This window comes from Embleya sp. NPDC050154, assembly GCF_044460165.1.
Lineage (GTDB): Bacteria > Actinomycetota > Actinomycetes > Streptomycetales > Streptomycetaceae > Embleya.
Genome location: NZ_JBITJP010000020.1, coordinates 147,931 through 167,671, shown reverse-complemented (window position 1 = coordinate 167,671; position 19,741 = coordinate 147,931). Strand labels below are relative to the sequence as shown.

Annotated in this window: 16 protein-coding genes and 1 pseudogene; 10 read left to right on the top strand and 7 right to left on the bottom strand. The window is 73.1% G+C overall.

The annotated features are described in order from the left end of the window. Window positions 1–7: 7 nt before the first annotated feature. The 3 genes from ACIBSV_RS34870 to ACIBSV_RS34860 all read right to left on the bottom strand — a co-directional run bounded on the left by ACIBSV_RS34870 (window position 8) and on the right by ACIBSV_RS34860 (window position 3,158). Window positions 8–733 carry a class I SAM-dependent methyltransferase gene (locus ACIBSV_RS34870; RefSeq protein ID WP_395870261.1) on the bottom strand — a complete coding sequence of 242 codons (726 nt, stop codon included), beginning with the start codon at window positions 731–733 and terminating at the stop codon, window positions 8–10. 4 nt (window positions 734–737) lie between these two features. Continuing rightward, window positions 738–1,916 carry a glycosyltransferase family 4 protein gene (locus tag ACIBSV_RS34865; RefSeq protein ID WP_395870259.1) on the bottom strand — a complete coding sequence of 393 codons (1,179 nt, stop codon included), beginning with the start codon at window positions 1,914–1,916 and terminating at the stop codon, window positions 738–740. A gap of 153 nt (window positions 1,917–2,069) precedes the next feature. Continuing rightward, window positions 2,070–3,158, bottom strand: coding sequence for a DUF3068 domain-containing protein (locus ACIBSV_RS34860; RefSeq protein WP_395870257.1), 1,089 nt, complete (start codon window positions 3,156–3,158; stop codon window positions 2,070–2,072). A 168-nt stretch (window positions 3,159–3,326) separates the two neighbouring features. Between ACIBSV_RS34860 and ACIBSV_RS34855 the strand changes: the two genes are divergently transcribed. Then, window positions 3,327–3,491 (top strand): hypothetical protein, encoded by a 165-nt coding sequence (locus ACIBSV_RS34855; RefSeq protein ID WP_395870255.1) that lies wholly within the window; start codon window positions 3,327–3,329, stop codon window positions 3,489–3,491. A gap of 89 nt (window positions 3,492–3,580) precedes the next feature. After that, complete coding sequence (locus ACIBSV_RS34850) at window positions 3,581–4,795, top strand: helix-turn-helix domain-containing protein (RefSeq protein WP_395870253.1); 1,215 nt, start codon at window positions 3,581–3,583, stop codon at window positions 4,793–4,795. A gap of 59 nt (window positions 4,796–4,854) precedes the next feature. Here the strand turns inward: ACIBSV_RS34850 and ACIBSV_RS34845 are convergent, their stop codons facing one another. Then, window positions 4,855–5,160, bottom strand: a complete 306-nt coding sequence (locus ACIBSV_RS34845; RefSeq protein ID WP_395870251.1) for a hypothetical protein — start codon at window positions 5,158–5,160, stop codon at window positions 4,855–4,857. A gap of 281 nt (window positions 5,161–5,441) precedes the next feature. Here ACIBSV_RS34845 and ACIBSV_RS34840 point away from each other — a divergent pair, with 281 nt between their 5' ends. The 7 genes and pseudogenes from ACIBSV_RS34840 to ACIBSV_RS34810 all read left to right on the top strand — a co-directional run bounded on the left by ACIBSV_RS34840 (window position 5,442) and on the right by ACIBSV_RS34810 (window position 12,126). Next, a complete protein-coding gene (locus tag ACIBSV_RS34840) occupies window positions 5,442–5,654 on the top strand; it encodes a DUF5999 family protein (protein ID WP_331770600.1) in 213 nt (70 codons plus the stop codon). 211 nt (window positions 5,655–5,865) lie between these two features. Further along, window positions 5,866–6,978, top strand: coding sequence for a type III polyketide synthase (locus ACIBSV_RS34835; protein WP_395870249.1), 1,113 nt, complete (start codon window positions 5,866–5,868; stop codon window positions 6,976–6,978). Continuing rightward, window positions 6,963–7,472, top strand: a pseudogene (locus ACIBSV_RS34830) (cupin domain-containing protein); the annotation flags it as partial. The gene ACIBSV_RS34835 and the pseudogene ACIBSV_RS34830, both read left to right, overlap by 16 nt. Before the next feature lie 134 nt (window positions 7,473–7,606). After that, window positions 7,607–9,586 carry an acetyl-CoA carboxylase, carboxyltransferase subunit beta gene (accD, locus tag ACIBSV_RS34825; protein WP_395870248.1) on the top strand — a complete coding sequence of 660 codons (1,980 nt, stop codon included), beginning with the start codon at window positions 7,607–7,609 and terminating at the stop codon, window positions 9,584–9,586. Then, complete coding sequence (accB, locus tag ACIBSV_RS34820; protein ID WP_395870246.1) at window positions 9,583–10,113, top strand: acetyl-CoA carboxylase biotin carboxyl carrier protein; 531 nt, start codon at window positions 9,583–9,585, stop codon at window positions 10,111–10,113. Before accD ends, accB begins: the two co-directional genes overlap by 4 nt. A gap of 6 nt (window positions 10,114–10,119) precedes the next feature. After that, window positions 10,120–11,466, top strand: coding sequence for an acetyl/propionyl/methylcrotonyl-CoA carboxylase subunit alpha (locus ACIBSV_RS34815; RefSeq protein WP_395870244.1), 1,347 nt, complete (start codon window positions 10,120–10,122; stop codon window positions 11,464–11,466). Between the two features lie 15 nt (window positions 11,467–11,481). Continuing rightward, window positions 11,482–12,126 carry an NADPH-dependent FMN reductase gene (locus ACIBSV_RS34810; protein ID WP_395870242.1) on the top strand — a complete coding sequence of 215 codons (645 nt, stop codon included), beginning with the start codon at window positions 11,482–11,484 and terminating at the stop codon, window positions 12,124–12,126. Between the two features lie 1,254 nt (window positions 12,127–13,380). Here ACIBSV_RS34810 and ACIBSV_RS34805 read toward each other — a convergent pair. From ACIBSV_RS34805 to ACIBSV_RS34795, 3 genes are all read right to left on the bottom strand, one after another. Next, window positions 13,381–15,465 carry a GAF domain-containing sensor histidine kinase gene (locus tag ACIBSV_RS34805; RefSeq protein ID WP_395870240.1) on the bottom strand — a complete coding sequence of 695 codons (2,085 nt, stop codon included), beginning with the start codon at window positions 15,463–15,465 and terminating at the stop codon, window positions 13,381–13,383. Window positions 15,466–15,717: 252 nt separating this feature from the next. Then, on the bottom strand, window positions 15,718–16,359 hold the full coding sequence (locus ACIBSV_RS34800; protein WP_395870336.1) for a response regulator: 642 nt from the start codon (window positions 16,357–16,359) through the stop codon (window positions 15,718–15,720). 418 nt (window positions 16,360–16,777) lie between these two features. Further along, the gene (locus ACIBSV_RS34795) at window positions 16,778–17,575 is read right to left on the bottom strand and encodes a TIGR03084 family metal-binding protein (protein ID WP_395870238.1); all 798 of its coding nucleotides are present in this window, start codon (window positions 17,573–17,575) and stop codon (window positions 16,778–16,780) included. Between the two features lie 379 nt (window positions 17,576–17,954). On the opposite strand from ACIBSV_RS34795, the gene ACIBSV_RS34790 reads away from it, so the two are divergent. Continuing rightward, window positions 17,955–19,697, top strand: coding sequence for a chitinase (locus ACIBSV_RS34790; RefSeq protein ID WP_395870237.1), 1,743 nt, complete (start codon window positions 17,955–17,957; stop codon window positions 19,695–19,697). Window positions 19,698–19,741: the final 44 nt, after the last annotated feature.

The following is a 19,741-nucleotide window of genomic DNA, read 5'->3' as shown; positions in this document are numbered from 1 at the left end:
GGCGCCGTCACGGGCACCGCCGAAGAATGAGGAGCAGGTTCCAGGTGATGACCTCGCGCAACCCGGGAACGCGGGTGACCGCGCCGGGCAGAAACGGCCAGTAGCGCGAGCGGGCCGACGCCACCACCACGTCCGGACGGGCCCGGACGTGGCGCAGGGTGGGCCCGATGTGCACGGCGAACAGGTTCTCGCCCAGGGTGTGCTTGGCGGCCCGCCCGGTGCGCCGCGCGTACCGGGTACGGGCGCGTTCGGCGCCCAGATAGTGCCAGGGCGCCCACTCGTGACCGCCCCACGGGGAGTACCAGTTGGTGAAGGAGACGTAGATCAACCCGCCCGGGCGGGTGACCCGGACCAGTTCGCTCAGGAAGGTCTGCGGATCCGCCACGTGCTCCAGCACATTGGACGAGAAGCACACGTCGGCGACCCCGTCCGCCAGCGGCAGCAGGTACCCGTCGGCGACCACGGCACCCACGGGCGGGGTGCCCCGCGCGGCCAGCTCCGCGGGGTCGGGTTCGAACAGGTACGCGTTGGCGCCGCGTCGGCGGAACTCGCGGGTGAAGTGCCCGCTGCCGCCGCCCACGTCGACCACCACCCGACCGCGGAGCCGCATGTGCCGTTCGACCTGATCGGCGGCGTCGCGGGCGAGCAGTCCGTAGCACCGGTCCGGGTCCTGCGGCTCCTGCCGAAAGGCGCGAAAAAGCGCGATCGACCGGCGCAGGGACGGGTCCTTCACGCGGTCACCACCCAGTGCCGCGTCCGGGGACCGGGGCGGGCGCGGCCTCGGCGGCCACGGCCCGGAACCGGTGGACCGTGCGGGCCCAGCGAAACCGGGCGGCGCGCAGTCCGGCGGCGGCACTCATCGCCGCGCGGCGCTCGGGGCTGAGCGCCAGCGCGCACCACGCGGCGGCGAACGAGCTCTCGCCGCGGGCCAGCACGCCGGTGACCCCGTCGTCGATCGAGTCGCGCAGGCCCGGGATGTCGAAACCGATGGCCGGCGTGTGCCGGGCCGCGGCCTCGGTGACCACCAGACCCCAGCCCTCGACCAGCGAGGGATGCAGCAACAGCCAGGCCGCGCACAGCAGTCGGTGCTTCTCGGTCTCGGACACCCGGCCGGCGAAATGTACGCCCGGCCCGGCCGAGGCGCGCAGCCGATCGCCTTCCGGCCCGTCGCCGACGATGACCAGCCGGCCACCGGTGACCGGCCGGACCCGATCCCACAGGCGCAGGAGCAGGTCGATGCGCTTGTACTCGACCAGGCGCCCCACCGCCACGAACAACGGCTCGGGCGACTTGGGAACCCTGGGGGCGGGTTCCTCGACGCCGTTGTGCACGACCCGGATGCGATCCGGCGGCACGCCGATCGCCCGCAGCGCGGCGGCGGTCGAGCCGGACACCGCGACGATCAGATTGTCCCGATGCGCGCCGGCCAGCCCCCAACGCTCCAGCCGTCGGCCCAGCCGCGCGGCGGGGCTCGGAAACCGCATGCCCCACAGGTCGGTATGGACGTGGTTGACCAGGCACAGGGTGGGGCCCCGGTGCCACAGCGGAGCCAGGTACGGCATGCCGTTGCAGACCTCGACCAGCAGGTCGCAACCGCCGACCCGACGGTCGAGGGCGCGGTGCGCGCGCAGGTAGTGGTCGGCGTCGCCGCCGGCCGAGACCACGCGGTAGTCGCGGTCGGCGGCCGGTCCGCCGCAGACCAGGGTCACCTGGTGACCCCGGGCGGTGAGACCGTCCGCCAATCGATCGACCAGCAGTTCGGAGCCGCCCGCGGCCGGGTTCGCCAGGTCGCGGCGGGCCAGGAAGACGATGCGGCGAGGGTGAGGGGTCCGGTCGGACGCGGAACCGCGCGGTGAGGAATGCAACGGTGCCGGGCCGGTCACCGGACGCAGCGCGGAAGGCACGTGCTGGGGCATGTGAGCTCCAACTCGTAGCGGGCCTGGAACGAACGCGGAAGGGTGCACGGGAAGTGCGGGATGTGCGGGGTGAGTTCGTAGTTTTCGCCACCAAGTGCGCCGAAGCTACTCACCCAGGTGACAACTTTGACGTTCCGCACGACCGGAGAATTGTCAGTTCGGTGCCGGTCTGCCCGAGTCGCGCCGCCGGATCGGCCCGGTACGGCGGTGCGGCAACCAACGGAAACGGGCGCGCCGGTGTGGATCGGCACCCGGCTCGTGCCCCGGCTCGGCGTCGGGTTCGGGGCGGGGACGGGTGCCGGCTCCGCGGACCAGGAGCAGCACTCCCAGCGCCGTGAGCAGGGCCCCGAGCGCGCTCGCGGCCAGTGGGGCGGTCTCGCCGACCAGTTCCAGTTTGGCGCCGTCCTCCTCGGCCGAGTCCACCTGCCGGCGCCGGGTCTCCTCGGTGAACCGGATGTTGTCGCTGTCCAGCAGCACCACCGAGGCGGAGTTCGCCCCGGGTGCGCGCAGGGTCTTGCGCGGGGCGATTTTGGCGTCGATCACCCGGCCGGTGCGCGGGTCGACGACCAGGTCGACGCCGGCGTTGGCGTACCACTCCTCGGCGAGCACCTGCGGCTGCGCGGGCAGGCCGACCAGGGTGCCCGGCACCTGCCGGCCGCCGACCCGGGTGTCCTGGACGACGCCGGTGAAGCGATAGCCGCGGTGCCCGCGGACCTTCACCGTGCCGCGGTAGTCCAGCGGTACCGCCGCCCCCAATGTCTCGTCCCACCAGCGGTATCGGCGCTTCTCCAGGTCGAACGGGAACTTCAGGAACGCCTCGCCCTGGATCGCGGGCGTCTCCCCGCAGCAGTGCACGGGCGCGTTGGTACGCCGGTCGGTCACCCAGCGGGCCAGCGTCCACTGGAAGGACCGACGCGGGTCGTGCGCGGCCAGCGTGGCCGGAGTGTCGATCGTCGTCGACACGTCCCACACCGCCCGACCGCTGCGCTCGGCAGCCGCGACATCGCCCACCACGCGGCGGGTCACGGTGAGCGTCTCGCCGTGCACCGGCCGCAGCGAGCCGGTGTCGAAATAGCTTCCGGTACCGGCGAACACGACGGTGTCGTCGATGTCGACGGGGGTGCGTTTGGCGTGCGGCTCGACGTACCAGGCCAGCATCGCGGCCAGCACGAGCAGGAAGACCCCGGCTCCGAGCAGAGCCAGGGAGAGGATCGAGGAACGGGAGGAAATGGCGCGGCGCATCCGGCACTCCTGACGGCAAAGGGCCTCGGGGACGTGCACGTCTGTCTCAGGCCGGGAACCGTAGGCGCACCCTTGACGGAGTGTCAATACACCTCGCACACTGTGCTGATATAGAGCCGGTGCATGGGAACGGGCGGGGTGCCCTCCGATCGAGAGGCTCGTCGAAGCATGCGCAGACTGCTCGCCGCCGGCTTGACCGCGATCGTTGCCGCCGCCCTCGCCGTGGCCGCCGCGCTCGGCATCGTCGCCGCGTTGAACGCCACGCCCGACCAACCCAACGTCCCACTCGTGTCCTTCCGCACCGACCCGACGGCGCCGAACGCGCAGCCCTGATGCCGGCGCCGCCGGCAGGCAAACGGGTCCGGTCACGGGCGCACGGCCCCGGCGACGGTGTCGAGCGCCGGCCGCGAGGGAAAGGCGACATGACGGTGCGCACCGCCTGGCGGGACGTGCCTCGGCCGCGACTGTGTCGGTTCGCCGATCTGGCCATGGCCGAGATCCCCGACCTGGCGCAGGACATCCTGCGCGACATCCGGGTCGAGTACCCGGGACTGCCGCTCGTGCCCGACGAGTCCGGCGAGCCGATGGCGCTGGTCGCCATCCGGCGCGCCCTGGTCGACTTCGTCGAGCACCTGCTGGACACCGACGACCGGCAGCACGAACGCCTGGAGCTGTTCGAGCTGTTCGGCCGCGTCGAGGTGCTCCAGGGCCGAAGCCTGGATTCGCTCCAGGCCGTCTACCGGCTCGGCGTACGACTCGCGTGGCGGCGACTGGCCGAGATCGGCCAGCAGGTGGAGATCCCGCCGCCCGCGATGTACGAACTCGCCGAGGCCGGATTCGAATACCTGGACGGCCTGGTCGCCCAGTCCGTGCACGGCTACGCCGAGGCCGCCGCCCGGCAGGTCGGCGAACGCCTGTGGGCGCAGAAGCGATTGATCAAGATGATGCTCACCGAATACGGCACCGAACCCGCGAGCGCACTGGCCGAGCACGCCGCCCGGATCGGCTGGCCACTACCCGAACAGGTGGCCGTGGGCGTGCTGTTGCGTCCCGCACCGGACGCGGTTGCCCCGGCGGTGGGCCGGGACGTACTCCTGGACATGGAGTGCGAACGACCCCGGATGATCGTGCCCGACCCGGACGCGGCCGGCCGGCCCGAACTGCTGCGCCGGGCGATGACCGGCTGGACCGGCGCGATCGGCCCGTCCGTCCCGCTCGCCGACGCGGCCAAGTCGCTGCACTGGGCCTGCACCGCACTGCGCCTGATGGAGCGCGGGCACCTGCCGGACGGGCGGGTGATCCGCTGTACCGAGCACACCGAGGCATTGGTGCTGCTGCCGCCGGAGGAGCTGATCGAGGATCTGGCCCGGCGCTGCCTGGCACCGCTGGACAACTGCTCGCCCACGCACGCCCGGCGACTGGCCGAGACGCTGCTCGCGTGGCTGGAGACGCGCGGCGGCGCACCGGAGATCGCGGCCCGGATCGGGGTGCACGCGCAGACCGTGCGGTATCGGCTGCGGCAGATCCGCGAACTGCTGGGCGACGAGATGGACGAGCCCGATCGCCGCTTCGAACTGGAACTGGTGCTGAGGGCACGTCGGTTGCGTGACGAGCAGGAGGGCCTGGACCGGAACTGAGGCTCTGCGAAATGGAGTTCGATGGCCACGCGCCGATTCGGGGCGGGCGCCGTCGGAGGTCACGGGCTCGTGGGGCGCGCCGAAGCGGTTGCCGACGCCGAGGTCGGGACTGCGGTCGGCGACGAGGACGGAGCCGACGTCGACCACGGTGTCGGCGGGCGCCACTCCCGGACGTCCGGCCGGCTCTCATGCGGATTCGGTGAGGCGAACGGGCCCGCGCGCTTGTTCATCGGGGCCGGCGCGACCACGACGAGGATCACGGTGAGCACGGTCAGTGCCAAGCCGATGGGGTCGCGGACGTTGTAGGTGTAGCGGTCCGTCCCCCACCTGTCCCGCTTGCACACCGGCTCGTCGTCGTCCCACACACCGGCCACCCTGCGCCGGGCAATCGAACGTCCGTACCGGCTCCCTCCGAGCTGCTTCGGCCCGTCGGCGATGCCCGGGATCCGTGGGGCGTCGCGCCGCGTCGGGTGCCGCCGACGCCCTCCCGGGCGACTCGGGACATCGGCCGGCGAATCGGGGCCGTGGGCTCATCCGCCCGGGACGGTGGGCGGCGCACCGTTGGCATGTGACCAACCAGCCGACGGACCACCCGGCAGCTCGTGAACCCGCTGCCGACCACGGCACTCCCGGAAGGACCAGGACCATGTGCCGGCATTCTCCCCCATGTCCCGCCGCATCGGCCTCCGACCACCTGGCGGCACACGTCGTACAGAGCCATCCCGAACAGGGCTGGAGCCTGCTGTGCAACGGCGTGGTGATCTTCGAGGACACCGGCGCGCTGCTGCCCGACGGTGCGATCGAGGCGCCGCATCGGGTGTGCGGTCCCCGGGCGATGTCGATGGAAGCCGCCGGATAGGCGGGCGGCCGGACGGCCGAGGCGCCGAGGCGCTTAAGGGCCGAAGGGCCGAAGAGCAGAAGCGCAGAAGCGCGGAAGCGCGGAAGCGCGGAAGCGCCGAACAGCGATCCGGGGGTCTTCGGGAGCCGACTCCCGAAGACCCCCGGATGTATCACCCCTCCGTAGCTCCGGATCCTCGCGAAGGCTCCGGACCAGGCAAGGAAGACAGCTCGTGAGTACTCTGTGCCGGCCCGCCGTGGCCGTCCCCGAAAACGTGATCACCATGGACGAGTCGCTCGACATCGCCCGGCGACTGCACGCGGACAACCCCCGGCTGCCGCTCGCGCTGCGGCTGATCGCGAACACCGGTGTCCGCCGACGACATCTCGTCCAGCCGATCGAGCGGACCCTGCGACACCCCGGCTTCGAGGCCCGCAACCTGCTCTATCAGGAACAGGCCAAGTTGCGCGTGCCGCCGGTGATCCGCCGGGCGCTCGCCAACGCGGAGGTGGAGATACGCGACATCGACCTGCTGATCTACGTCTCGTGCACCGGGTTCAGCATGCCGTCGATGACCGCCTGGCTGATCAACGAACTGGGCATGCGCTCCGATACCCGCCAACTGCCGATCGCCCAGCTCGGCTGCGCGGCCGGTGGCGCCGCGATCAATCGGGCGCACGACTTCTGTACCGCGTATCCCGAGCTCAACGCGCTGATCGTGGCGTGCGAGTTCTGCTCGCTGTGCTACCAGCCCGACGACGCCGACATCGGGTCGCTGCTCTCCGACGGCCTGTTCGGCGACGCGGTCGCCGCGGCCGTGGTGCGCGGAGCGGGCGGTACCGGCGTGCGGCTCGAACGCAACGGTTCGTACCTCATCCCACACACCCAGGACTGGATCTCCTACGCGGTCAAGGACACCGGATTCCACTTCCGCCTGGACAAGCGGGTGCCCACCACGATGGCGCCGCTCGCGCCGGTCATCGACGACCTGGTCGCCCGACACGAATGGGACGCCTCGGCGCTGGACTTCTACGTCGTACACGCCGGCGGGCCGCGGATCCTGGACGACCTGAGCAGGTTCCTCGGAGTGGTTCCCGAGGCGTTTCGACACAGCCGGGCGACCCTCACCGAGTACGGGAACATCGCGAGCGCGGTGGTCTTCGACGCCCTGGACCGGTTGTACGCGGCGGGCGGACCCGCCGTCGGCGGACGCGGCATCGTGGCCGGTTTCGGCCCCGGGATCACCGCGGAGATGGCCCTCGGCACCTGGGTCGCCGGCGAACCGGCCGGCGTCGGGGTCCGGCGGCCGACGAACGAGGAGGTGCCGTCATGGTCGACGGCCTGATCATGCCGCCCGGAGCGGGTCGACGACTGGTCACCGCCGCGCAGGAGGTCACCTACAAGGTGACCGGCGCGCATGCCCGACACACCTCGACCTTCGAGGTGGTCGTGCCACCCGGCTTCGACGTCGGCGCGCACGTGCACGCGCGGGGCGAGGAGTTCTTCTACGTCCTCGACGGCGAACTCGACGTGCTCGCCTTCGAACCCCGCCGGCGCACCCGCGACGACTGGCGCGGCTGGCGCTCGGAAACCGGCCGGGGACCGGTCCGGGCCGGGGCCGGGAGCTGCATGTTCGTACCGCCGGGCTGCCCGCACGCGTTCGCCAACCCGACCGCACGGCCGGCCAGGATGTTGTTCCAGTCGACGCCGGCGCCCGACCACGAACGCTACTTCGAGGAACTGATCGAGATCTTCGGCGCGGGGGAGCGGGTCGACTCCGAGCGCGTGGCCCGACTGCGCGAGAACTACGACGTCCAACAGATCACCCCACTGCGGCACGCGTCGCCGAGGGCCGGCGGCATCGCCGGTCCCGGGTCGGGCGCCGGACCCGGTGCCGGTTCGAGGGCCGGATCGGGGGCCGGACCCGGTACCGGATCGAGCGCCGCGCCGCACCCGGACCAGGGGAGACCGCGATGAACACCGCTTCCGTACCCGCCGCCGAGCAGCCGGCGCCGGCCGACTGGCTGGCCTGTCCGAGCTGCCGGGCGCTGGTCTACCGCAAACGTTTCGAGCGCGCCGACCGGGTGTGTCCCGGCTGCGGCACGCACACCCCGCTGGACGCGGGCCGGCGGCTCGACGCGCTGCTCGACCCGGGCAGTGCCCGACCGCTGACCCCGACCGAGACCGTGCACGACCCCCTGCGCTTCGAGGATCTCAAGCCGTACCCGGACCGCCTGGCCGCCGCCCGGGTGGCGACCGGACACGACGACGCGGTCCGGGTGGCGCTCGGCACCGTGGTCGGGCACCCGGTGGTGCTGGCCGTGATGGACTTCGCCTTCATGGGCGGCAGCCTGGGCGTGGCCGCGGGCGAGGCGGTCACCACGGCCGCGGACGCCGCTTTGGCCCGGCGGGTACCGCTGATCCTGGTCACCTCCTCCGGCGGGGCCCGGATGCAGGAGGGCGCGCTGGCCCTGATGCAGATGGCCAAGACCTCGGCGGCGATGGCCGAACTGGACGAGGCCGGCATCCTGACCGTCACCGTCGTCGCCGACCCGACCTACGGCGGCGTGGCCGCGTCGTTCGCCACGCTGGCCGATGTGGTGGTGTGCGAACCGGGTGCGCGGATGGGCTTCGCCGGACCGCGGGTGATCGAGGAGACCATCGGGGAGCGGCTGCCGGAGGGTTTCCAGACGGCGGAGTTCCTGCTGCGACACGGCCTGGTGGACGCGGTCCGCCCGCGTGGCGAGCTACGCCGCACGCTCGCGGTCCTGCTGGCGTCGGCACGGGGGGCGGACGGGGCGGAGCGGGCCGGCGGGGGCGATGGGGCCGGCGAACGCGAAGGAGCGGGTGCACCCGAGCGGGTCGAGGCGGAGGAACGGTCGGGCGTGCCCGATCGGGCCGAGGTCTTCGACGGGTCGGGTGGGTCGGATGGGTCGGGTGGGCCGGGTAAGGCGGATGGGGCGGATGCGTGCGATCGATCCGACGGGACCGGGACCGGGTCGCCCTCTGCGACCCTCGCGTGCCGTCGGATCGACCCGGCGCGCGGCGCCCCGTCGACGCCGATGTCGGGTCCCGCGCCCGTCGAGCCGCCCGTTCGTCCGGCGCACGAGGTGGTCGCCGCCGCGCGGGACCTCGGTCGGCCCACCACGCGTGACCATCTCGCGTATTGGATGGACGCGTTCGTCGAGCTGCGCGGCGACCGGGCGGGTGGCGACTGCCCGGCGATCGTCGGCGGCCTGGGCCTGGTGGACGGCCGCGCGATGCTGGTGCTCGGGCACCAGAAGGGCCATACCACCGCCGACCTGGTCCGGGCCAACTTCGCGATGGCCTCGCCGGCCGGCTACCGCAAGGTGGTCCGGCTCGCGCGTCTGGCGGAGAAGCTCGGCGTGCCGTTGGTGACCCTGATCGACACGCCCGGTGCCCACCCGGGGATCGAGGCCGAACAGCAGGGCCAGGCCGGGGCGATCGCCGCATGCCTGCGCGTGCTCGCCGGACTGCGGGTGCCCGTGGTGGCCGTGGTCACCGGTGAGGGCGGCAGTGGCGGCGCGCTCGCGCTCGGTGTCGCCGACCGGGTGCTGATCAGCGCGAACGCGCTGTACTCGGTGATCAGTCCGGAGGGTTGCGCGGCGATTCTGTGGAAAACCCGGGAGCAGAGCCCGGCGGCTGCCCGCGCGCTCGGCCTGGACGCACGCTCGCTGCTCGAACTCGGCGTGGTGGACCGGGTGGTCCCCGAACCCGAGGGCGGCGCGCATACCGATCCGGCCGCCGCGAGCCTGGCCCTGCGGGACGCGGTCCTGGAGACGGTGGCCGAACTCGCGGCGGTCGAACCGGCCGAGCGCGTCGTGCTGCGCCGGCGGCGGTTTCGGGCCTTCGGGTTGCCCGCCGTGCGGCCGGCCGGCGCCGGCGACCCGGACGACGGCAACGCCTACGACTTCGAGGAGGAATCGGCATGACCGGCACCGACGGCGAAGGCCGCGCGGCAAGCCTGACCGCGCTGCGCAGCGCGCTGGGCCACGTCCTGAACGATGCCCCGCGACCGCCCACGCGGATCGTGGTGCGTTCCGGAGGGGAGAGTATCGAGGTCGCGTGGTCCGACCCGTCGGGCGCGCCCGGGCCGTCGCCGGCCGCGTCCGATTCCGAGCCCGTTGCCGTTGCCGCGAGGGCGGCCGAACCGGACCGGCCCGCGGAGACCGCGCCGGCGGGCCAATCCTCGGGCCATCTCGTCCGCGCCCCGCTGGTGGGCACCCTCTACCGCGCGCCGGAGCCCGGGGCGGCGGCGTTCGTCGAGGTCGGCGACGTGGTCCGGGCCGGCCAACAGGTGGCCATCATCGAGGCGATGAAGCTGATGAACCCGATCGAGGCGGACCGCGACGGCCGGGTCACCGCGGTGCTGGTCGAAAACGGCCAGGGCGTCGAGTACGACCAACCGCTGCTCGAACTCGAACCAGAACCCGATGCCGACTCCGACGTTGCGAGGTGACCCGCCGTGTTCGACACCGTACTGATCGCCAACCGCGGTGAGATCGCGCTCCGCGTGGTGCGAACCTGCCGGGACATGGGCATCGCCACCGTGGTGGTGCACTCCTGCGCGGACCGTGACTCGGCCGCCGTACGCGCGGCCGACCACCACGTGAACATCGGCCCCGCCGACCCGCATCGCAGCTATCTGTACGCGCCGGCGGTGATCGAGGCGGCCCGCAACACGGGCGCGCAGGCGATTCATCCCGGCTACGGATTCCTGTCCGAGGACCCCGACTTCGCCACCATCTGTGCGGAGAACGGGATCGTCTTCGTCGGTCCGGCCCCGGAGGTGATGGCCCGGCTCGGCGACAAGTCGACGGCCCGGCGGATCATGGCGGACGCGGGACTCCCGGTGCTGCCCGGCTCGCGCGAGCCGGTCGGCACGGCCGACGAGGCCGCCGAGGTGGCGCGGGCGATCGGGTTCCCGCTGATCGTCAAGGCGGTCGCGGGTGGCGGCGGCCGGGGCATGGCGGTGGTGCCGGACGCCGGCGCGCTCTTGCCCACCTTCCGCGCCACGCGCGCCACGGCCCAGGCGGCCTTCGGCGACAACCGCGTCTACCTGGAGCAGTACCTGGCCGGCGCCCGGCACATCGAGATCCAGATCCTTGCCGACGCGCACGGGAACGTGGTGCATCTCGGTGAGCGCGACTGCTCGGTACAGCGCCGACACCAAAAGCTCGTCGAGGAGTCGCCCGCCCCCCGCCTGCCCGCCGAACTGGCCGAACGGCTGGCCGCGCACGCGGTCGCCGGGGCCCGGGCGGTGGGGTATCGGGGAGCGGGCACCTTCGAGTTCCTGGTGCGTGGCGAGGACGCGGCGTTCATCGAGGTGAACTCGCGGATCCAGGTCGAGCATCCGGTGACCGAGACGGTGACCGGCATCGACATCGTCCGCGAGCAGCTGCTGATCGCCGCCGGCCGACCGCTGGACTTCGGTCAGGATCGGGTGCACCGCCGCGGGGTCTCGGTGGAGTGCCGGATCAACGCCGAGGACCCGGCGCGCGATTTCGCGCCCTGCCCGGGCACGCTCACCGCGTTCGAGGCGCCGGCCGGTCCGTTCGTCCGGGTGGACACCCACGCGTTTCCCGGAGCCCGGGCTCGGCCGGAGTACGACTCGCTGCTGGCCAAGATCGTCACGTGGGGGCCGGATCGCGACCAGGCGCTGGCCCGGATGCGGCGTGCGCTGCGCGAACTGCGGGTCGAGGGCCCGGGTGTGCACACCACCGCGCCGCTGCTGGCCGAGGTGCTGGACGAACCGGACTTCCGAGCCGGACGCCACGACACGACCCTGCTCGACCGCCGTACCGCACCCTGAAGAAAGGCGCGTGCCATGTCCGCTTTCGGGACCACTCCGATGCCCCCGTCGCCCGCCCGCGTGTTGGCGATCTCCGGTTCGCTGCGCGCGGAATCGGCCAACACCCGACTGCTGGCCGCGTTGCCCGCGCTCGCGCCACCGGGCATGTCCTTCGACGTCTATCCGACGCTGGGCGAACTGCCGTTGTACAACCAGGACTTGGACGTGCATCCGGCGCTGCCGGCGGTGCGGAGGTGGCGCACCGCGATCAGTCGGGCGGACGGGTTGGTGATCGCCACGCCGGAGTACAACCACTCGATTCCCGGGGTCCTGAAGAACGCGGTCGACTGGGCCTCGCGCCCGCGCGGCGACGCGTCCCTGTGCGGGAAGGGCATCGCCGTGATGGTGGTGACGGCCAGTCGGCTGCACGGGTTCCGCGGGTTGACCGACACGGTGCGGATCCTGACCGGGCTGGGCAACCTGGTGGTCCCCGATCCGGAGGTGGTGGTGGGCGGCGCGCCCGAGGCGCTGACCCGCGACGCCGACGGCTCGGTACGCCCGGCCGACCCGCTGGTCGCCGCCCGGATCCGCGTCCAACTACAGGCCCTCTCGGACGTCATCCGCACCGGCGCCGCGTCCGCAGCCCTGGTTGCCCCGGCTCACGACCGCCGAAGGGCGTGACCGCGCGCCGCGCCTCGGTCACCGTCCTGCGCGTACGGGTCGCCACGGCGGGTGGGCGTGATTGCATCGGCGCCGGATCCGCAGCCCTGGTTGCCCCGCATCGCCACCGCCGAAGGGCGTGACCGCGCGCCGCGCCTCGGTCACTGTCCTGCGCGTACAGGTCGCCACGGCGGGTGGGCATGATTGCACCGGCGCCGGATCCGCAGCCCTGGTTGCCCCGCATCGCCACCGCCGAAGGATGCGGTTGCGCTGCCGTGCCCGGGTTGCCGTCCGGTGGGTGCCACCGTCTTCGGATCGCCGCGAGCGGGCGGGCGGATGTGACCGGCACCGGCGCGGGGTCCGCTGCCGTGGTCGCCCCGGCCCGCCACCGCCGAGGCGCGTGGCCAACTACCGCCCCACTCGGGTCACACCACCCGGCGGCTGCCATCGTCCCCATACCGCCACGAGTGGGCGGTTGGGCGTAATGGGCACCGGCTGCGCATCCGCGGCCCGGGCCGACCCGCCCCGCCACCGTCGAAAACCGCGACCATCCGCCGGCCTCCCGGGTTGCCGTCCGGTGGGGGCTGCCGTCCGCGGCTTGCCGCGCGTGGGCGACCGGACGTGATCGGCAGCGGTGCTGCGCCGGTGGCCCTGGTCGGTCCGTTTCGTCGTTGCGAGGGGCATGACCACGCTGCCGTTCCGGGGTCGCCGTCCGATGGGTGGCGTCGTCTCCGAGTGGCTGCGAGGGGGTGATGGGACGTGACGAGCACCGGCTCGCATCCGCGACCCGGCCGGCCCGCCCCGCGTCCCCGCGCCCGCGCCCCGCGTCCCCGCGCCCGCGCACCGCGTCCCCGCGCCCGCGCCCCGCGTCCCCGCACCCGCGCCCCGAGTGCGCCCGGGTGTGCCGCCGCCCCCGCCGTCGGGGACGGTGGGGGCGGCGGGCCGATATGGGGTTGGGATCGCTTCAGGCGATCGGCGGGTGGTGGGTGTCCGGTTCTTCCGGGCGACCGGGACCGGGGGCGTCGGCCCGATGCGGCGGGTGGCCGCCGTCCGGGGCGTCCGGTTTCGGCGGAGCGGGCTCCACGCTGTCGCACGGATTGTTGGGCGGGTGGCAGCCGAGCGGCCGATCGGGGTCATGCGATCCCGGCGGCGGGTTGCCACCTTTCGGGCGTGGGTTCGTCGACATTTCGATCTCCGTGCTTCGAAGGGGACAAGGTGACCGTTTTCGATCACCGCTCCTCCACTCTCGCTCGGCCCGACCATGCCCGCATGTGGTCACGGTCCCGGGTTGGTCCCGGGTTGGTCCCGGGTGTCGGTCCCGGGCCGGGGGATGACCGCACGGACCGTGGTGCCGTGTTCGTCGCTGGTGGCGGTGAAGCTGCCGCCGAGTTCCTCGGCGCGTTCGGCCATCGAGGCCAGGCCGACACCGTCGGAGGCCGCGGTGCGGTCGCGGTCCCGGTGTCCGACGCCGTCGTCGACCACCTCCAGGGTGACCCGGGTGTCGGAGACCCGGACGCCGAGGGTGGCGTTTCGGGCCCGCGCGTGCCGGACGACGTTGTGCAGCGCCTCGCCGCAGATCCGGTAGACCGCGACCTCCAGGGCGGCGGGCAGCGGCGGCGGCGGGTCCGGGTCGAAGGTGACCCTGATCCGCGGGTGGGCGCCGTCGCCGCCGTCGAGCCGGGACGCGGACTCCCGGAGCGCGTCGGCGAGGCCGAGTCGGGCCAGTGCGGCGGGCGCGAGGCCGTCGGTGATCCGACGCAGTTCGGTGATCGCCTCGCCGATGCTGCGCGACGCGATGGCCAGGGTCCCCTCGGCCGGGGTGCCCACGGGTACGCAGGCCCGCGCGGTGTCGACCTGAAGCCGAGTGCCGGAGAGCGCGGGGCCCAGGCCGTCGTGCAGGTCGTGGCGCAACCGGCGGCGGGCCTCCTCACGGGCGAGCACGATGTGCTCGCGGGTCTCCTGGAGCTCCTCGTACAGGCGCAGCGACGCGATGGCGGGCGCCGCCTGGTCGGCGAGGAAGCGCAGTACCTCCAGATCCTGGCGGTCGAGCGTGTCCTGCCCGGCGCGCGGCGGCGCGGAGAGCCGGCCGATGACCACGCCCTCGTAGGTGAGCGGGAAGTCGACCCGGTCGGCGTCCGGGTCGCCGATCCGGGCGAGTTCGCGTTCGCCGTGCCGGGTGTCCACCACCACGCCGGCGCCGGGCAGGCCCAGGGTGTACACGACGGTCTGGCACAGCAGGGTCGGCGCCGCGCCCGGTGCCACCGCCCGGCTCAGCCGTTCGGACAGGTCGCGTACGACCTGATAGGGCCGGGCCCGTTCGCCGTAGTAGAAGCGGTCGACGACCCGCATCGCCCACCCGATGGTCGGCCGCAGCAGCGCGCCGATGACCAGCGCGCCGGCCGCCATCACCAACGCGCCGGCGGTGCGCGCGCCGGGCAGTACGGCGGACAGCGCGACGGCCACCGCGAAGTAGCCGCCCATCAGCACCGCGGCCAGCGAGAACGCGGCCAGCACCTTGCGCGTGGACCGGTCGAGGTGCCACTGCCGGTCCCGGGCGAAGGCGTACGCGAAGCAGAGCTGCCACACCAGCACGCCCGCGTAGAGGAGGAATTCATAGAGCAGATCCGAGAGTTCGAGGTGGTAGCCGAGGAAGAGCACGGCCAGCCACAACAGGTAGGGCAACAGCGGTAGGACTCGCATCGGCTGCGGCCCCGGCAGGCGCACCCAGCACACCGTCATCACGAGCAGACTGGCCAGGATCACCAGCGGCGGGATCAGCTCCAGGCGCGGGGTCAGCCACTCGTTCAGCCATCGCTGGACGGCGGCCCAGGCGCCGTGGCGCAGGAAGCTGGGCAGGCCGTACCAGGACGACTCGGCGTAGTCGTTGTAGGCGTGCAGGACACTCCACAGCGCCACGAGCACCGCGTACGCCCGTACGAACCAGGATTCGGGCAGCGTCCCGCGCGGCAGCCACAGCGGCAGCGCGTACATCCCGAACAGGAACACCGCGTCGGTGACCAGCCACAGCGAGATCGCGAAGGCGGCCCAGCCGGGGCCGGCCCCCGCGAACACGGCGGTGAACAACACCGCGCTCGACAGCGGATAGGCCAGGCCCGTCCACAACAACACCCAACCCAGGCCGGGCATCGAGCGCCGCGCGATCACGAACAGCCCGGAGAGCGCGAAGGCGATGCCCTGGAGCGTGGACACGCCGATCAGGGCGGGCCGCGGCGGCATCCGGGCATCGTCGAGGTGGGTGATCAGCAGGATCAGCGTGATCAGTCCGGCGACCAGCGAGATGCCGCATACCGCGTAGGCCCGGTCGAGGCCGGAGCGTTGCTCTCGGATGCCGATGGGCATGTGGCGCCTCCTCACGGGACGTCGTCGGACGACGGCGCGAACGAGTGGAGCCGGGGGGACCGAACCACGCCGGTGTGATCCCGGTGCGGACGGGCCGGCGCGGTTCGGACATCCAAGAATGGCCGGGGCCCGGTCCCGAGGGCACGAGGCACCGGTCCCATCGAGGTCCTGAAGCGGACCCGGACGGTGTCCCGAGTTGGGCTCGGGGCGGGTCCGCTCGGGGCGCGCCGCGCGGCCGGCTCGGCGGCCGGCTCAGTCGGCACCCAGGCCGAAGTCGCGGGCGTGGGCCACCGCCTCCGCGCGAGTGCCGACATGCAACTTCTCGAAGATGTGCGTGATGTGGTTGCGCACCGTCTTCTCGGCGAGGAACAGCCGACGGGCGATGTTCCGGTTGTCCAGGCCGCGGGCGAGCAGGTCGAGCACCTCGCACTCGCGATCGGTCAACTCGGGAAAGACCCGTTCTGCACCGCGTGGCGCGCCGCTCGCCAGCAACGCGGTCAGGCGGGGCACGGTCTGTGCGCCGAACACCGCGCCGCCGGCGGCGACCGTGCGCACCGCGTGCAGGACCTCGTCCCGCCCGGCGCCCTTGACCAGATAGCCGCCCGCCCCGGCGCGCATAGCCGCGAGCAGGCTGCCGTCGTCGTCGGACATGGTCAGCACCAGGACCGGTACGCGGGGCGTGTCGGCGGCGATCCGGCGGGTGGCCTCGATCCCCGAGCCGTCCGGCAGGGACAGGTCCATCACGACCAGATCGGGACGCCGCTCGGCGATCACCTCGGGCACCGCGGCGGCCGTCTCGACCTCCGCCACCACCGAGATGTCGCCGGCACTCTCCAGGGCGGCCCGCAAACCCGCCCGAAACAACGGATGGTCGTCGACGATCACGACACGCACTACCTCGGACCCGCTCTCCCCAACCACGCGGTACATACTACGCGTGATCCACCGGCTACTTCAGGTGAATTCGGCGCGCGCCGAGGTATGTTGTCCGCGCCCACTTCCCCGCGTCGAGGCGGGTGGGGCGTGCGGCGGGTCGAACGCGAGACCGGTCGTGTGAGGCGGGTGGGGCGCGGTGCGGGTCGGGTGCGCAGTGGGTGGGTCGGGCGCTGGGTCGGGCGCGAGACGGATGGGGTGTGTGTCGCACCGGGCGCGAGGCGGGTCCGGCGTGCGGCGGATCGAGGGCGAGGTGGGCTCGTGCGCGGCGGGCTCCGGTGTGCGGCGGGCCGGGCGGGCCATGCGGGTCGTGCGGGCGGGAGACGGGCGGATCGACGCAGGGCGGGTGGAGAGCGGGTGGGGCGCGCGGCAGGTCGGGTCAGTCGCGCCGGCCGGGGGTGCGGCCCGGGCCGGGTGGTCCGGCGTAGGCCTGGGTGATGCCCAGCCAGCGAGTGGCCTCGGCGCCGTGCGCCCGGACCGCCAGGTCGTCCGGGTGCCGGCGCCGGGTGACCAGGAGACAGAAGTCGAGCAGCGGTCCCGTCACCCGCTCGGCCGCGTCCTCGGGGCCGTACGTCCATGGGCCGCCGACTTCGGGCCCGCCGGTCAGCTCCACCCGGAACTCCCGCTCGGGTGGCCGCAGACCGTGCACGGCGTAGGCGTAGTCGCGGGCCCGTACGCCGATGCGGGCGACGTATCGGAGTCGGGCGGTGGGCGGGCGGCGCACGTCGAGCGTGTCGGCGACGTCCTGGCCGTGCGCCCAAGTCTCCATGATCCGGGCGCCGGCCATCGACGCGGCGCTCATCGGCGGGCCGTACCAGGGCAACCGCCGTCCCGTCGGGAGCGCGGCCAGCGCGGCGGACACGGTGCGGCGACCGGCTCGCCAGCCGGCCAGGATGCGCTGGGGCGGTGCCGCCGCGGCGCGGTTCGCCGCGCGGTCGACGAAGCCGTCCGGGTCGGCCGCGGCGTCCGCGACGGCGAACGCGAAGCCGTCCGGATCGGTCGCCGCCGACACGACCTGGTCGTCGGTCCAGGCCAGGTGGGCGATCTGGTGGGCGATGGTCCACCCGGGCGCGGGGGTGGGTGCGGCCCACGCGTCCGACGTCAGCTCGCCGACGAGCCGGTCCAACGCGGCGCCCTCCGCGTCGAGATCGGCCAGGACGGCCCCGAGATCCACCATCGTCCCCGTCCTTCCGCCATGGACGGCACCGGCACCGGCACCGCTCCGACACCACACACCCCGGCAGCGTTCCATCGGCCCCCATCCACACACAAGCCCACCACGCCGCCCGGCGACCGCCACCGGCGCGTGCCGCTCCTCGGGGTGAGGCAATTGGTCCAGACCTATTGACAGTTCGCTCGCCTCGGCGGTCAACTCGTCCTGCACACAGGCACCCCCGGCACCCTCGGGTGCGCCCGGACGGCCTGCGCACGCCCTGCGCCGAGGCAGCCTGACGTCCCATCAGGCGATGCGGTGCCGACCCGGGTCCACCCTCCCTTCCAGGCACGCCCATGCCCGCAGGCACTCGCCCGGGCCGGTACGGGAGGAACACCCCACGATGGCACCGAAACGTCCCCCGAACACCCGCGCGGCGCAGGCCGTTCCGCGCGGCAGGCGCACCCCGCGCCGCTTCGTCACCGCCCTGCTCACCGCGTGCGCGATGGCCTCGGCCGGTCTGATCGCGCTCGCCGCGCCCGCGCCCGCCGCCGCCGAACTCGTGGTGAACGGCGGCTTCGAGTCCGGCCTGTCCGGCTGGACCTGCTCCGGCGGCACCGGCAGCCCCGTCACCAGCCCCGTGCACAGCGGTACCGGCGCGCTCAAGGCCACCCCGGTCGGCGGCGACAACGCCCGATGCAGCCAGACCGTCGCGGTGCAACCCGACTCCGAGTACACCGAGACCGCGTGGGTCCAGGGCTCGTACATCCACCTCGGCGCGACCGGCACCGGCACCACCGACGTCTCCACCTGGACGTCCTCCGCCGCAGGCTGGCAAAAACTCACCACCACGTTCCGCACCGGCGCCCGCACCACCAGCGTCACCATCCACCTCAACGGCTGGTACGGACAGCCCGCGTACCTCGCGGACGACGTCTCGCTGGTCGGCCCGGGCGGGAGCACCACCATCCCGGCCGTACCCACCGGACTGGCCGTGACCGGCACCACCGCACGCGGCGTCTCGCTCGGCTGGACCGCGGTGCCCGGTGCGACCGCGTACGACGTCTACCGCGCCGACACCAAGGTGGCCACGGTCACCGGCAGCACGGCCGAGATCCCGGGCCTGACCCCCGAGACCACCTACACCTTCTCCGTCGCCGCCGGCAACAGCGCCGGGACGTCCGCGCGTTCCGCCCCGGTCACCGCCACCACCGGTCCCGACGGCCCCACCGGCCAGGACCCGACCGGCCTGCCCAAACGGGTGATGACCGGCTACTGGCACAACTTCGTCAACGGCTCCACGAACCTGCGCCTGCGTGATGTCCCCACGTCCTACAACCTGGTCGCGGTGGCGTTCGCCGAGGCCGACCGCACCCGCTGGGGCGCGGTCACCTTCGGAGTGGACCCGGGCCTGTCGACCGCACTCGGCGGGTACACCAATGCCGACCTCAAGGCCGACATCGCGACCATGCACGCCCGCGGCCAGAAGGTGATCCTGTCGGTCGGCGGCGAACTGGGCGCGGTCTGGGTCGGCGACAACGCCTCCGCGGCCATGTTCGCGAGCACGACCACCGCACTGCTGCGCGAATACGGGTTCGACGGCGTCGACATCGACCTGGAGAACGGTGTCAGCCCGACCTACATGGCGACCGCGCTGCGCGCCATCCGGGCGCAGATCGGCACGAGCCTGATCATCACGATGGCCCCGCAGACGCTGGACATGCAGTCGAACCAGGCGGCGTACTTCCAACTCGCCCTGGGGATCAAGGACATCCTGACCATCGTGCACATGCAGTACTACAACTCCGGAACCATGTTCGGCTGCGACCAGAAGTTGTACGCGCAGGGCGGCGTCGACTTCCTCACGGCGCAGGCCTGCATGCAACTCCAGGGCGGGCTGCGCCCCGATCAGGTGGCCCTGGGCGTCCCGGCCACCGGGCGCGCGGCGGGCAGCGGGTACGTCCCGCCCGGCGTGGTGAACAACGCGCTGGACTGCCTGGCCCTGGGCAACAATTGCGGGAGCTACCGGCCCACCACCACTTGGCCCGGCATCCGGGGCGCGATGACGTGGTCGGTCAACTGGGACGCGACCGCGGGCTATGGCCTGGCCAACTCCATCTCGGCGCACTTGCGCACGATGCCCTGACGCCGTCCGTCCGCACACCGGGTCACTCCCTTCGAGGACCACGG

Coding starts and splice junctions, on each gene's coding strand:
- ACIBSV_RS34865 (WP_395870259.1), bottom strand. CDS start 1,916: ATGCCCCAGCACGTGCCTTCCGCGCTGCGTCCGGTGACCGGCCCGGCA.
- ACIBSV_RS34860 (WP_395870257.1), bottom strand. CDS start 3,158: ATGCGCCGCGCCATTTCCTCCCGTTCCTCGATCCTCTCCCTGGCTCTG.
- ACIBSV_RS34855 (WP_395870255.1), top strand. CDS start 3,327: ATGCGCAGACTGCTCGCCGCCGGCTTGACCGCGATCGTTGCCGCCGCC.
- ACIBSV_RS34850 (WP_395870253.1), top strand. CDS start 3,581: ATGACGGTGCGCACCGCCTGGCGGGACGTGCCTCGGCCGCGACTGTGT.
- ACIBSV_RS34840 (WP_331770600.1), top strand. CDS start 5,442: ATGTGCCGGCATTCTCCCCCATGTCCCGCCGCATCGGCCTCCGACCAC.
- accD (WP_395870248.1), top strand. CDS start 7,607: ATGAACACCGCTTCCGTACCCGCCGCCGAGCAGCCGGCGCCGGCCGAC.
- accB (WP_395870246.1), top strand. CDS start 9,583: ATGACCGGCACCGACGGCGAAGGCCGCGCGGCAAGCCTGACCGCGCTG.
- ACIBSV_RS34810 (WP_395870242.1), top strand. CDS start 11,482: ATGTCCGCTTTCGGGACCACTCCGATGCCCCCGTCGCCCGCCCGCGTG.
- ACIBSV_RS34805 (WP_395870240.1), bottom strand. CDS start 15,465: ATGCCCATCGGCATCCGAGAGCAACGCTCCGGCCTCGACCGGGCCTAC.
- ACIBSV_RS34795 (WP_395870238.1), bottom strand. CDS start 17,575: ATGGTGGATCTCGGGGCCGTCCTGGCCGATCTCGACGCGGAGGGCGCC.
- ACIBSV_RS34790 (WP_395870237.1), top strand. CDS start 17,955: ATGGCACCGAAACGTCCCCCGAACACCCGCGCGGCGCAGGCCGTTCCG.